This is a genomic window from Helicobacter sp. 11S02629-2, assembly GCF_002272875.1.
Taxonomy (GTDB): Bacteria; Campylobacterota; Campylobacteria; order Campylobacterales; family Helicobacteraceae; genus Helicobacter_I.
This window is the reverse complement of record NZ_MLAN01000021.1, coordinates 1-13,865: the sequence shown is the minus strand read 5'-3', so window position 1 is coordinate 13,865 and position 13,865 is coordinate 1. Positions and strand designations below refer to the sequence as shown.

The 13,865-nt window shown below is 34.4% G+C and carries 9 protein-coding genes; 6 read left to right on the top strand and 3 right to left on the bottom strand.

From position 1 onward, the window contains the following. Positions 1–1,315: methyl-accepting chemotaxis protein (locus BKH40_RS08200; protein ID WP_143428479.1), on the bottom strand; the 1,315-nt coding region annotated here is incomplete at its 3' end. Positions 1,316–1,679: 364 nt separating this feature from the next. Further along, the gene (metK, locus tag BKH40_RS08195) at positions 1,680–2,840 is read right to left on the bottom strand and encodes a methionine adenosyltransferase (protein ID WP_095278534.1); all 1,161 of its coding nucleotides are present in this window, start codon (positions 2,838–2,840) and stop codon (positions 1,680–1,682) included. A gap of 166 nt (positions 2,841–3,006) precedes the next feature. Between metK and BKH40_RS08190 the strand changes: the two genes are divergently transcribed. Next, positions 3,007–3,603 (top strand): peroxiredoxin, encoded by a 597-nt coding sequence (locus BKH40_RS08190; protein WP_095230402.1) that lies wholly within the window; start codon positions 3,007–3,009, stop codon positions 3,601–3,603. Between the two features lie 297 nt (positions 3,604–3,900). Here BKH40_RS08190 and BKH40_RS08185 read toward each other — a convergent pair whose 3' ends face one another. Next, positions 3,901–6,912 (bottom strand): DNA translocase FtsK, encoded by a 3,012-nt coding sequence (locus tag BKH40_RS08185; RefSeq protein WP_257842544.1) that lies wholly within the window; start codon positions 6,910–6,912, stop codon positions 3,901–3,903. Between the two features lie 182 nt (positions 6,913–7,094). Between BKH40_RS08185 and BKH40_RS08180 the strand changes: the two genes are divergently transcribed. The 5 genes from BKH40_RS08180 to BKH40_RS08160 all read left to right on the top strand — a co-directional run. Further along, positions 7,095–8,537 carry a hypothetical protein gene (locus BKH40_RS08180; RefSeq protein ID WP_095278532.1) on the top strand — a complete coding sequence of 481 codons (1,443 nt, stop codon included), beginning with the start codon at positions 7,095–7,097 and terminating at the stop codon, positions 8,535–8,537. Between the two features lie 21 nt (positions 8,538–8,558). Then, positions 8,559–9,299 carry a 3-methyladenine DNA glycosylase gene (locus tag BKH40_RS08175; protein WP_180675171.1) on the top strand — a complete coding sequence of 247 codons (741 nt, stop codon included), beginning with the start codon at positions 8,559–8,561 and terminating at the stop codon, positions 9,297–9,299. 24 nt (positions 9,300–9,323) lie between these two features. Then, positions 9,324–10,658, top strand: a complete 1,335-nt coding sequence (locus BKH40_RS08170; RefSeq protein ID WP_095278530.1) for a M20/M25/M40 family metallo-hydrolase — start codon at positions 9,324–9,326, stop codon at positions 10,656–10,658. Beyond that, positions 10,631–12,238, top strand: a complete 1,608-nt coding sequence (locus BKH40_RS08165; RefSeq protein ID WP_095278529.1) for a phospholipase D family protein — start codon at positions 10,631–10,633, stop codon at positions 12,236–12,238. The genes BKH40_RS08170 and BKH40_RS08165 overlap by 28 nt, the downstream gene beginning before the upstream one ends. A 309-nt stretch (positions 12,239–12,547) precedes the next feature. Then, positions 12,548–13,865 (top strand): methyl-accepting chemotaxis protein (locus tag BKH40_RS08160; RefSeq protein ID WP_095278527.1); only part of this gene is annotated, 1,318 nt, incomplete at its 3' end.

Here is a 13,865-nt window from a genome sequence, read left to right as displayed (position 1 = left end):
CATTTTGCATAGACTGAGTTATCTCTTCTATAGCAGTAGCAGATTGTTCTAAAGAAGAAGCTTGTGCATTAGAGCTAGTTGATAGATTAGTAATTTGTGTATTTAGCTTTTTAGCTTCTTCATTAAGTAAAGAAGCAAAGCTTAAAGAACTTTTTAACATCTTTCTTATTTCTTCTCCTAAGGCATTAGTTACTCTTTCTACACTACCTTTATTAGCTATATTACCTTTATCATCTAATACAGAAGTAGAGAAGTCTAATCTAAGATAGCTATCAAATACTCTTTCTATTTCATTCATATTACTTCCTATCTTAGTTTCTAATACATCTAACATATTATTAAGTACATCTTTAAGTTCTAGTAATTGAGGATTAGCAGGGTTTTTAGTTATACGTATACTTAGATTACCTTCTTCTATAGTCTTAGCTACTTCTAGGGCTTGTGATACTGCTATAGAATCCTTACTTAAAGATTCTTGTCTGGCGCGGATGTTGGAGTTTATAGCATTAGCTATCTCAGCGAACTCATCTTTTAGCTTTAAGTTAACTATCTTCATCTTTAATACATCATTGTTTCTAACATGCTCAAAGAATGAACTTATCGTTTCTTTTATAGCAGCCATAGACCCAAAGATATACTTGTAAAATAAAGTGCCAGCTATTATTGAACAAACCAAAAGGATGATAAAGGTTATAACTAGATTAGTCCAGAAGCTATACTCCATCTTTTGCTTTATTGGGGCAGTTAGAGTGTTAGTGCTAGATTGCAAATCATCTGTATATACTCCAGTTGAGATATACATGCCATTGGTATTTGGGATCAAGGTAGCATAAGAGTTTTTAGGGGTTGGCTGGCTAGTGCCATCACTTTTATACTTTGGCCACATGTACTTGACTATACCACCACCTTTAAGTGCTGCTTCATCAAGCTTTTGAAAAAGATAAACACCATTAGAGTCTTGTATACTACCTACATCTGTGTCAACTAACTTTGCTTCAGGATGCACAAGTAGTATAGTCCCTCTAGCTACAAAGTAGTATCCATCTTTGTTGGGACCAAATCTATAATCATCAATTGCTTTTTTTATAACTTTTATCTGATCGTTCTCATCCATGCCTTTGACTAATGCGCCAAGTGAAGCTGCCATGGAATCTGTAGAAATCTCTAGGGTCTTAGTGGTGTTTTGATAGTAAGTCTGAGTAAAACCCTGCTCAAAAAGTTTTATCTGATATCTATTATTAAAGAAAAATAGTACAAAGACTACTATAAATACGATAAATATAAAAGACATAAACGCCATCAACTTCATTTTCATAACTACAACTCCTAGCTTAACTAAGCATTTGAGTAGCTGTGTAAAAAATACTCAAGTGCTTTTTATTGCTCTATCTTGATACATTTTTACACAAAAGTCAAAGAAAGAAAAAAAGAATATCTTGAAAATAAAGCTAGTGTCCATAAATGTAAACTTTATCATGACTTTAGTACCCAAGGTAATGTAGACTAGCTACTTTAGGGGCTATAGGATAAAATGAAAGAAATATATAAAGTAAAACTATATTTTACTTTATAGTAAGGATAGACTTTGTATTAATACAGGGGATATAAGGCTAAGTAAAACAAGACCTTGTGAGGACACAAAGTCTTTGGAAAGATATAAAATCTTGGAGGTATAAAAACTACTTAATGCCTAAATAGTCTCTTATGGCTTCAACTTTGTCAGTTTTCTCCCAAGTAAACTCAGGCAGTTCGCGTCCAAAGTGACCATAACTTGCAGTTTTAGCATAAATTGGCCTTAGTAAGTCTAGGCTTTCTATGATCCCTTTTGGAGTTAGCCTAAAATTAGCTTTTATACACTCAATTAGCTTTTCACGAGGGATTTTTGAAGTACCGTGAGTTTCTACATAAATACTTATAGGTTCAACTACACCTATGGCGTAAGCAAGCTGTACAGTAGCTTTAGAGCAAGCCCCACTAGCAACTAGATTTTTAGCAACATAGCGCGCCGCATAAGCTGCACTTCTATCTACTTTACTAGGGTCTTTACCACTAAAAGCACCACCACCATGAGGGCAACTACCGCCATAAGTATCAACTATTATCTTACGTCCTGTAAGACCTGCATCACCTTGTGGACCACCTATAACAAACTTGCCAGTTGGATTTATGTGATACTTGATATCATCTTTCATATACTTAGCAGGTAGTACTTTTTGTACTATCTCTTCTATAACTGCATCTCTTAAATGGGTTTGATTAGTATCAGGATGATGTTGGGTAGAGATAACTATAGTATCTATGCTAACTGGCACGCCATCTTCATACTTAACTGTTACTTGAGACTTGCCATCTGGTCTAAGAAAAGGTAAAAGTCCGCTTTTTCTAGCTTCTGCAAGGCCATGAGTTAGTTTGTGACTTAACCATATAGGAAGAGGCATCAAAGTATCAGTCTCTTGACACGCATAGCCAAACATAAGTCCTTGATCTCCAGCTCCTATCTCGCCATCTTTTCTATCAACGCCTTGATTTATATCAGGGCTTTGTTCACCTATACCATTTAATACAGCAGCACTTCTATAGTCAAATCCATAAAGTGCATCTGTATAACCTATCTTTCTTATAGTGTCTCTTGCTATCTCTTGCATAGGGGCATAAACTGAAGTTTTTAGCTCGCCTGCTATCACACAAAAGCCATTAGATACTAAAGTCTCACAAGCAACTCTTGCATTTTTATCTTTATCTATTATGTAGTCTAAGATAGCATCACTTATCTGATCTGCCATCTTATCTGGATGACCTTCTGTTACGGACTCTGATGTGAAAATAAAATTGTTTTTCATGGATTACCTTTTTTTAAACTCATGTTGTGTTTTAAGATTTACGTAATTCTAACACAAAAAAACAACGTAAAATAAAGACTGTTAAAATTTATAGGATAGACTACGCAAATGATAATATTTATTTGTTATCAAACACAATAAATTTAAAATTAAATAGGAGATTCTTATGTTAGTAACAAGAAGAGCACCAGATTTCAAAGCACCTGCAGTTTTAGGAAACAATCAAATAGTAGAAGATTTCGAATTAAGCAAAAACCTTGGTAAAGAAGGCGCAGTTTTATTCTTCTGGCCAAAAGACTTTACTTTTGTATGCCCAAGCGAAATCATAGCTATGGATAAAAGAGTAAAAGACTTCGCTGAAAAAGGATTCACTGTAATAGGTGTTTCTATAGATTCAGATGTAGTTCACTTTGCATGGAAAAACACTCCAGTTAACCAAGGTGGTATAGGAAATGTAAGCTTCCCTATGGTATCTGATATCACAAAACAAATCTCACGTGACTATGACGTACTATTAAATGGCGCTGTAGCTTTAAGAGGATCTTTCCTAATCGATAAAAACCAAGTTGTAAGACACGCTGTAATTAATGACTTACCACTAGGAAGAAACATGGATGAAATGCTAAGAATGGCAGATGCTTTAGTATTCTTTGAACAAAATGGTGAAGTTTGCCCAGCTGGATGGCACAAAGGTGATAAAGGTATGAAAGCTACAACTGATGGTGTAAAAGACTACCTATCTCACAACGCTGATAAACTATAAGACTTTGATAGCTTTTGTAAGTTAGCTTGCAAGGCTTAGTTTTATTAAAGGCTAGATTTAAAATCTAGCCTAGCTTTTAACTTCTTAATCTTCACTTATTTACTCTTATTTTTTAATCTTAGATACTTTTTAGTAATGATGCCCTTTCCCTACGCATTAAAAATGATAAAAGCTTGCACACACATCCTACACATTTTTAACTTTTAAACCAAACTCCTAAAGTCACAATCTAATATCAACCCCAATTACTAAAGACTACCAAGCACAAAGGCATAATCAAAACCAAGTAAGGTTTAATCACGAGTAATAATCGTAGTTTATAGTCCTTTCATTCTTAGAGTTTGGTGCGGAGAGAAAGCCTCGTGCTTCTAAGGCTTCCATCAACAAAGCTGCTTTGTTATAGCCTATGCCTAAGCGCCTTTGCACAAAGCTAATTGACGTTTTGCCTTCACTAAGGATGACTTCTATAGCAGCTTCTAGTAGCTTTTCTCCCTCACTATCAGTAAATCTATCCACAGCCACATCCTGTGAAGCTTTATCTTCTCCTAAAAAGTTTTCATCATAGATCACTTCACGTTCACTTTTTATATAGTTGATGATATCTTCTATCTCTTTTTCGCTAATCCATGGTGCGTGGATTCTAACTAAACCGCCTCCAGGAGGAGTAAAAAGCCCATCTCCATTACCAAGCAACCTTTCAGCACCAAAGGCATCAAGTATAACTTTAGAATCTATTCTATTACCCACCTTATAGCTTATCCTTGAAGGAAGGTTAGTTTTTATAAGACCAGTTACAACATCTGTACTACTTCTTTGAGTGGCGACTATAAGGTGCATACCGCACGCCCTTCCCATCTGGGCTATGCGCGCTATGCTAAATTCTACATCTTTCCCACCAGTCATGATTAGATCTGCTAGCTCATCTATGACTATGACTAAAAAAGGCATTTTAGAATCTGCTTTTTCATTATAGCTAGCTATATTTTTGCATTTTAGCTTAGCTAGGGCGTCATAGCGCTTATCCATCTCACGTGTCGCAGCAGCTAGGGCTAGGACTGCTTTTTCAGGGTTATTAATGATAGGCGTTATAAGGTGAGGTATATCTTCATAAGGCTCAAACTCCACTTTTTTAGGATCTATCATTATGAATTTTAAATTATCAGGGCTGTTTCTATAAAGAAGCGAGATGATTATCGCACTTACTCCGACACTTTTACCACTCCCAGTAGTCCCGGCAACTAGCAAGTGAGGAAGCTTTTCTAAGTTAGCTATGAAAGGATTCCCAACTATATCTTTACCTAGTGCTATAGTTAGTGCGCCCTTACTTTCTTTAAAAGGTTCACTTTCTAGTATCTCTTTTAAGTATATGGTTTGCACTACGCTATTAGGCACTTCTATGCCTACTACATCTTTACCCGGTATTGGTGCTTGCATACGCAGAGACTTTGCTTTTAAAGTCATAGCTAAGTCATCTTGCAAAGATAGAATCTTAGTTACTTTTATATCAGGATCTGGCCTAAACTCAAAAGTCGTTACAACTGGCCCAGAGTACACCCTAACTACATCACCTTTAATCTTAAAGACATTAAGCTTGCTTATAAGGTCTCTAATCTTGTTATCTATCTCTTGCTCATTAACTTCAGAATCCACAAACTTTGGCTCTTGTAAAAGGCTAAGTGATGGAAGCTTATAACCTATATTTTTTAAGCTTGCCCCATCTTTTGCTTCTTCTATAAAGCTTTCATTTTCACTTAGAGAAGTAACTAAAGCTGCCATGCTTTTAGCTGTGCTTTGAGGCAAGGTATCTAAAGTAGAAGTAGCAGTTTTGTCATTAGATTTTATATCTTTGGTATGTGCTAGAGTGCTTGCAGGCTTGGTTTGTAAGGAGTTTTTATCTAACTTATCTTCTTTTACTTCTTCTAGTTTTGAAAGCTCTTTTACCTCATGTAGATTATTAGCTACTAGCCCTTTGGCTATTAGATCTTTTTCTAGGTCTACTTCTTTAGATGTGCTTTCATCTAGTGATAGTTTTTCTAAGTCTTCATCTTGTCTGCTTAAAAGTGCTTCTTTTAATGCCCTAGCTTCATTTAAAGTCTCTTCTAAGTCAAAGTCTTTACTAGAATCTTCACTTACATCTTTACTGCTTTGTGCTTCAATATAGTCTTTTTTATATATTGTTTTAGTATCTTTTTGAGTGCTTTGACTTGTGCTATATTCAAGGTTACTTTTTGTAAAAGGCTTAGCTATGTCGTCTCTATCTTCATCTAAAGGCTTTGGATTTGGTATAAAAGTAACTAAGCCTTCTTTTGGTTCTTCTTCTTTTGGAGGGCTAAAGTCCTCATAAGGATAAGGTGAAGTGTTATCACTTAAGGCATTTACTATCCTTTCATCCTGCCTACTTAAGTTATTAATAGTCCTAGGTTCATAGTCTACTTTTAGCGGCGGAAGGACAAACTTCTCTTTTAAAGAAGGTGAAGCTGGCACTTTTCTAACTAAGTCTTCATTACTAAGTCTTTCATAAGTGCCACTATCTTCTTTTGAAGTTTTAATAAATACACTATCAAAAGGCTTGTTAAAGTAGTCTATATCATGACTACTTTCTTCAAAGGCTTCTTTAGTAGTCTCATAGCTTTGGCTAGATTCCATATCTGATAGGACACTTAGTGGTGTGATCTTTTCATAGTCAGCCTTGTCGTAGTTATCTTGCAAAGGCTCTTTAAAAGAATCTTTAAAGGGCTCTTTTTCACGCCTACTAAAAGCTTTAGTAAAAAACCCACCAAAAGAAAAATCAGAAAAGCTAGCAAACCTAGCCCCTAAAACCCTCCTAACAGACCCAAGCCATAAGATAAGCTTACGCACTCCACGTGAGATAAGATTTGAAAGTATAAAAAAACCCCTAGCATGTATAAGCACATAAGAGATTAAAAGTCCAAATATACAAACTATAATCACGCCAAAAAGGCCAATATAAGGCAGAAGGTGACTTACCCAATTTAATGCAAGCTCACCTTTATGAAAGCTAATAGCTTGCAATATAAGAAGGCTTACAAAAAGTATAAGATAGCCAAGAGTTAGCTCAACTTTTCTAAAAGAATAACTAGCGTTTTTATAGATTCTAAAAAGAGGATAAAGCAGTAAAGGGAGATAGATATAAGCAAGATAGCCAAATAAAGATAGATTAAAGCTTGCAAAGTCTCTTCCAAAACTGCCTATATTACTATGACTTAGCTCTTCTTTGACATTAGTTCCAATTATGGTAGAAACCCATAGAAAAACGATGACACAAGCTATTAGTATTAAAGCATACAACTTTTTGATGGTGAATCCTTGAATAATTAGTTAGATTTAATTTTTAAGCTAAAATTATATCTTATAGGTTTTATCAAAGTCATGGTAAGAGTGAAGTCGTTGTTTTTAAAAAATTTATAAAAAAGTCGCTATTACTAAAGATAACAACAAGACTTTAACGTTTTTGTTTAATTGAGGAAATTATGCACGGGAAGATACTAAAATATTCGGCAACGACTAGTTCAGGCGTAATCATAAATGCTTCAAAAAAGATTTTTGAGCTAAGAAAAGAAAGCTGGCATGACCCAAGAAGTAGGCCAACTGTTGGCATGTATGTCGAGTTTAGAGTAAATGAAAATGGCTATGTTATAACTGATGCTAAGGCCTCTGACTACCAGCACTTTAGTGAAGATTCTCTTATTAAAGAGATAGATTTTTGGAAGACTAAGACTGATGAAGAGCTTAAAAATAAAGAAAATGAAGCAAGAGCGCAGATAGCCCAAAAGATCTATGCTAAAACTAACTACTTAAGACTAAAAACCTTAGAAGTTAACACGGGCGTAGAAGAGTGTATAAAAAAATACTTTGCTGTAGAGTTGCAAAATGTCTCTTTTTTAAAAAATGTAGATAAAGAAAAACTAGCCCCATTAATAAACTATAGAATCTGTAAGCGTTTTTTAGATAAAGCCCTTGACTACCTAGTCTTTACTGATAAAAAATTAAGCATGGATATGTTTTCAGAGTATCTAAATAAGATGGCAACTTTAGAGTACTCATATGTCTTTTTTCATAAAAATGAGCTTAGTATACAAAAGGCTTTTGAAGAGTGCTTTTTAGACTATCAGTATAACTATCTTGGTGCACTTCGTGCTGCTAGTGGGATAAAAGATAGAATCTTACAGCTTTCTAATAAGGTAAAAGTCTCAACGCAAGAGATGAAGATGCTAAGAAATAGAATGGCTAGTAGGGTTGGAGAGAATGACTTAAATGAGAGGATTAATAAGATAAAAAACAACCTTAATAAATCCTATGATGAAACTAACGCCCTAACTTCTACGCTAACTAACCTAGAAAACCTAACTAAAGACTTTAAAGAAAAGAACTTTAAGGTATTTGAAGCAGCCTTTAGCCAAACCACTACTTTGTTAAAATCTAAGATAGAAGAGGGTCTAAACGTACTAGCCACACAGTTAGATAATAGAATCTGGCAGCTGGGCATGGAAAGCGTAAGTATAAAAAACATCTTTTTTAAAAATATGAATGAACCTTACTGTATGATGACTTTCTTAGGACATATGATAAAAAAGCTTGATAAGTCTAAAATCATCGCACAAAATGAGCAGTCAACTTACAAATATTACTACTACCATCAAAGCAAGTATGTAAAAAAGTATCTCATCTTTACTTCAAACTTTGACACAGAACTAGACCTTAAGATAAAGATCATGAAAGAATCTAAAAACAACAACGTAGTCGTAGTGAAAAAAGATTCCCAGTGCTTTAGTGCTTTGAACAAAGAAAAATTTGAAAAGATATATATAGATACAACCTACATCGACCAAAAGTCATTAAAGCAGCTTTTAGAAGATTCTAAGCATTCTAAGTATAACAAAGACACTGAGTATGTCTTGCTTTCTAAAAACTAAGCTATCAAAAAAGGTAAAAAGTTGGAGTTAGAAGATATAAGTAGTGGCTATGAACTTTTAAGCTTTCTAAAACCTAGAATCTATGTAGGTGATAGTAATAGCTGGTGGCACCCAAGCACAAGGTCTTTAGAAGTAAAAAATGGCATAGAGTTAAAAGGTGCTTTAAACCCTAACAAGCCTATATTTTCACTCATCATCTCTTCTATACTTGCACAAAACACTAACTACTTTAATGCCAAAAAAGCCCTTGAGAATCTTATAGCAGCCAACATCATAGATGATGAAAATCCTAACAAAAGTATAAAATCTTTACTAGCCTTAGATGTAGTTAGCCTAGCAAGCCTTATAAAAACAGCGGGCTTTTATAATCAAAAAGCACCTCGTATATTAAAACTAGTACAAAATATCAAGCAAGACTTTGGAAGCTTTGAAACATTTAGTAAAGATGCAAGTTATGAGTGGCTTATAGAACAAAAAGGTATAGGTAATGAAAGTGCCCTAGCCATCCTTAACTACGCACTAAAAAAAGAAGTCCTTGTGATAGATAAGTACACTATAAAGCTTTTAGGTCTTATAGGCTATGAGTGTGAAGACGCACAAAGTGCTACTAGTTTCCTAACTAAGGATATACAAAAGGCTAAAAGCCTTTATGACTTTGATATAAGCCTAGCACAACTTTATGCAAGGTTGCATGGTAAAATAGTCGAGTTTGGCAAGGCAAATAAGGCCTTATTTACAAAAAAGCTTCAAGCCTTTGATTAAGATTAAACTTAAAAGGATTGCAATATGGACAAGCTTCAAAAAGTACTAGATATCTTTTATCAAATCTGTGAGATCCCACACCCTAGTTTTAATACTTCTAAGATGAAAAACTTTATAACTGAGTTTTGTAAAAGTAGTGGCTACAATGTCCAAAGTGATGGGGCTAACTTACTAGCAAGCCTTAAAGATTCTAAGCCAAAGGCTTGTCTACAAGCCCATATGGACATGGTCTTAGTGCCAGAAGATGCACAAGTTAAAGTAGAAAAAGATGGTAACTTTTTAAAAGCAAAAGACAGCTCACTTGGTGCTGATAATGGCATAGGACTAAGTATCATGCTTTATCTTATAAGCCAAAAGTTTCCTTGCGAGTTTTTATTTACCGATGATGAAGAAGTTGGCTTTTTAGGGGCTAATAAGCTAGATTTCAAAGTGGAATCTAAGCTTTTATTAAACCTAGATTCTGAAGTTTTAGGAGAGGTAGTAACTAGCTCAGCTGGAGGCTTTGATGCAACTACTACTTTAAAGCTAGCTTTACAAAACTTACAATCCTTTAAAGATATGCACGCTTATACTTTAAGCTTTCAAGGTCCTGGTGGTCATAGTGGCATAGACATAGGTACTAATGAAAGTGCTTTTATCAAACTCCTTAATCTTTTAAAAAGCCCAGAATTAAAAGATGCTTACTTTAGCAACCTAAACGCCGGCAATAGGCGTAATGCCATCCCTTCTCTTGCAAGCTTAGTGCTTTATACTAAAACAAGACTTGATTTAGATAGCCTAAAAGCTTTTAGTTTGCCTAAGCCACCTTATAGCTATGCTCTAAAAGATGCAAAAGATGACGCTTTAAAAGTAGATTCCATCTTTAAGCTTAAAGACTTACTAGATGTCTTAAGCCCTCTTAAAACTGGCATCTTAGAATCTAATAAAACTGGAATCTTAAGCTCTTTAAACCTTTCCATAGTAAAAAGTACACAAAGTGGAGTGGAGTTAGAGTTCATGGGCAGGGCTAATGCCAAAAATCTTTTAGATACAAATATAGCCTTACTTAAAAAAGCTTTTCCAAGCATAGAAGTTAGCAACATCTACCCACCTTGGGAAAGCGCACCAAAAGATGCCTTTTTAGCCAAGCTAAAAAAAGAAAGCTTAGAAAAACTAAAGCTAAGCTTTAAAAAAGAAGGCTTACCTTTTAAAGAAGTAAGCATACACGCGGGGCTAGAGTGTGGGCTTATAGAAGAAAAGCTTGGCGTTACAGCCTTAAGCATTGGGCCAACTATCTATTATCCTCACTCAGTAAAAGAAAAAGTAGATATCCAAAGTGTACAAAAAACTATATGTGTAGTCTTAGACTTTTTAAGCTAAAGACACTTATCTTTAGTGTTTTTATAGCTATGTTTTTAACTGCTTGTGGATTCCCTAATAAGTACATACTACCTAAGCCTGCTATGTCTAGCACACCTATTGATATAAGCACTTTAGATTCTAGTGGCACTACAAAAAAAGAGACTATCAAGCAAGACTTTTTACTCCCAGTTAGCAAGGCTATAAGTAAAGAGCTTTTAACTAAAGATGCAGGGCTAGTTATAAGTGATGGCAGTAGTGCACTACTTCATAGAGCAGCCCTTATAAGGCTAGCTCAAAAAAGCATAGACTTACAAACCTATATATTTGATGAAGATACTAGCTCAGGACTTTTAAGCACAGAACTTTTAAAAGCGGCAAATCGCGGAGTAAAGATTAGAATCCTAGTAGATGATAATGGCCTTAAAAAAAGCCTAAGCACGCTTTTAAGGCTAAGTGAAAACCCAAACATCCAAGTTAAGATTTTTAATCCCTTTCGTTTTAGATCACCACTTTTAAGGGCCAGCATAGAACTTCCTTTTGACTTAAAGCGTATCAACCGCCGCATGCACAATAAGCTTTTTATAGTAGATGACATAGCCTTTATAGTCGGCGGGAGAAATATAGGCGATAACTACTTTGATAACTCAAGCTATGACTTTACAGATACAGATGTACTTTTTATGGGCAAGGTCACCCTTAGTGCCAAAGATAGCTTTGATAAGTTTTGGAGCTTCTATAAGTCTGTGCCTATAAACTTAGTAGCTACAAAGCTTCCTAAAAACAAAAAGATTATTAATCTTTACCCACTTAGCAAGGATGACCAAGTTGTATATGAAGAGGATTTGGATGAGTTTTATAATAACTATCTAAACAACAAGCTGCACTTTTACTTTGGCAAAGGGATCTTTGTGGCTGATGACCCCTCTAAAGTAGATACGCCCTTAGCTGATACTATGACCCCTATACTTGATTTAATCAATCTTAATCTTGAGCTAGCAACAAAGTCAGTTTACATCTCATCTGGTTATCTCATACCGGGCAAAGAAAACATTAAGCTTTGGAAAAAGATAATAGATAAAAATATAAGCTTTAACATACTTACTAACTCTCTTGCTAGCATAGATGTAGTGCCAGTTTACTCTTACTGGGAGAGATATAGGGATAAGTTAGTTAGAGATGGGGCTAATGTCTATGAGTACAACTACTTAGAATCCATGTATCTAAATAAGAAAAAGAAAGCCCAAGTACGCTATAAACTAAAACCCTTTGGCAAAAAGGCCATCTACTCAGGCCTCCATAGTAAAAATATAGTCATAGATGATGAGCTTTCAATAGTTGGAAGTTTTAATCTAGATTCAAGATCATGGCTTTATAACACAGAAGCTATGATGTTTTTTAGATCACAAGGGCTTGCAGATGAATTACAAGAAAATATCATAGAGCAGATGCAAAGTTCCATGCAAATAAAGTGTGATAAAAAAAGCTGCTACTGGCTAGACCTTAAAACACATAAAATCTATCACTCCTTGCCTAATGCTAGTGCATGGCTTAAGTTTTGGAAAAATATACTAAAGATAGCACCTGAACGGCTTTTTTAGAATCTTTTTAAAGATGCTGCTTTTATAAGCTAGTTTTAAAACCACCTTTTAACTACATAGCTTTTTTAACAAAAGTTAAAACATACAACTAGATGTAAATATTAAATTTTTTGCTACCTTTTATATAAAGACTTGCCTCGTTTTTTTTTTTTTGATAAAAACGCTTAGTCATATATAACTTAAAAGTTAACTATAGTCTGACCTTTATCATAAAGCTAAGTAATAAAATAGTAGTTTTTGTGCAAAAGTTCACCTTAGGCATAGTTTTTTAATATGTTATGAAACAACTATTTTAATTAAAGGCGTTTTATGAAAAAAAGACTAGTTGGTTTTACTCTTATGTTTTTTATACTTTGTAGTTTGATGTCGTTTTTATACTACTTAAACAACAGAGCCCAGATTAACCTCTTTGAAAAAAGCTTTTCAAATCAATATTACGCAGGTATAGATAATAAGCTAAGGGTTGCTACTTCTAGCGTGGCTAGTATCTTAGGTGAGTTAGTAAAAGGCTTGCCAGAAAAAGAGCAAATTGCCATTATTGCTAAGTCTATGGAGAAGTTTAGGTTTGAAAATGATAATAGTGGCTATTACTCTGCTTATCAAGGAACAGTCTCTATAGCCCATCCTATAAGAAAAGACTTTGTGGGTCATGATATGGGAAATGCAAAAGATGAAAAGGGGAATCTTTTTATACAGATGCTGCATGATTCTGCTTTAAATAATGGCAAGATAGTACAGTTTTACTTCACTAAGCCTATAGGCAATGGTCAAACTATCATAGCCCCTAAACGTTCAGTATCTTTTCTTATACCAAATACTAATGATATGTGGATTACAACTGGCGTTTATGTTGATAATGTAAGTCATGCTATACAAGATGCTTCAGCACCCATAGCTAGCGATATGGAGTACTCATTTGTAAAAATAGGCATCATAGCCCTTGTAGTCTTTCTTATCATAAGCATACCTGTAAGCTTTGTGTTTTACTTCTATGTTGTAGGTTCTATGACTTATATAAAAGATCATTTATTAGACTTCTTTAAAGCACTACAAAAAAATGACATAGCAGACATGAAGCCTCTAACTAAAAAATTAAAAAGTGAGTTTAGAGTTATGGCAACTGCCATCAATGAAGTTATGGCACAAACTAAAGAATCTCTCTCCAAAGACTCCTCTGCAGTATCACAAGCCCTAGAAGTAGCTAAGACTATAGAAGAAGGTAATCTAAGTATACGTATAACTAAAAACCCTGCTAATCCTCAATTACTAGAACTTAAAGATGTACTTAATAATATGTTAGATGTATTAGAAACTAAGATAGGAAGTAATATGAATGAGATAGAAAGAGTATTTGATAGCTATCTTAGATTAGACTTCTCTACTTCTGTATTAGATGATAAAGGTAATATAGCTAATAAAGGTAGTGTAGAAAGAGTAACTAATGCCTTAGGAGAAGAAATAAGAAAGATGTTAAAAAGTTCTTTAAGCTTTGCTTCTTTACTTAATGAAGAAGCTAAAAAGCTAAATACACAAATTACTAATCTATCAACTAGCTCTAATGCACAAGCTTCTTCTTTAGAACAATCTGCTACTGCTATAGAAGAGATAACTCAGTCTATGCAAAATG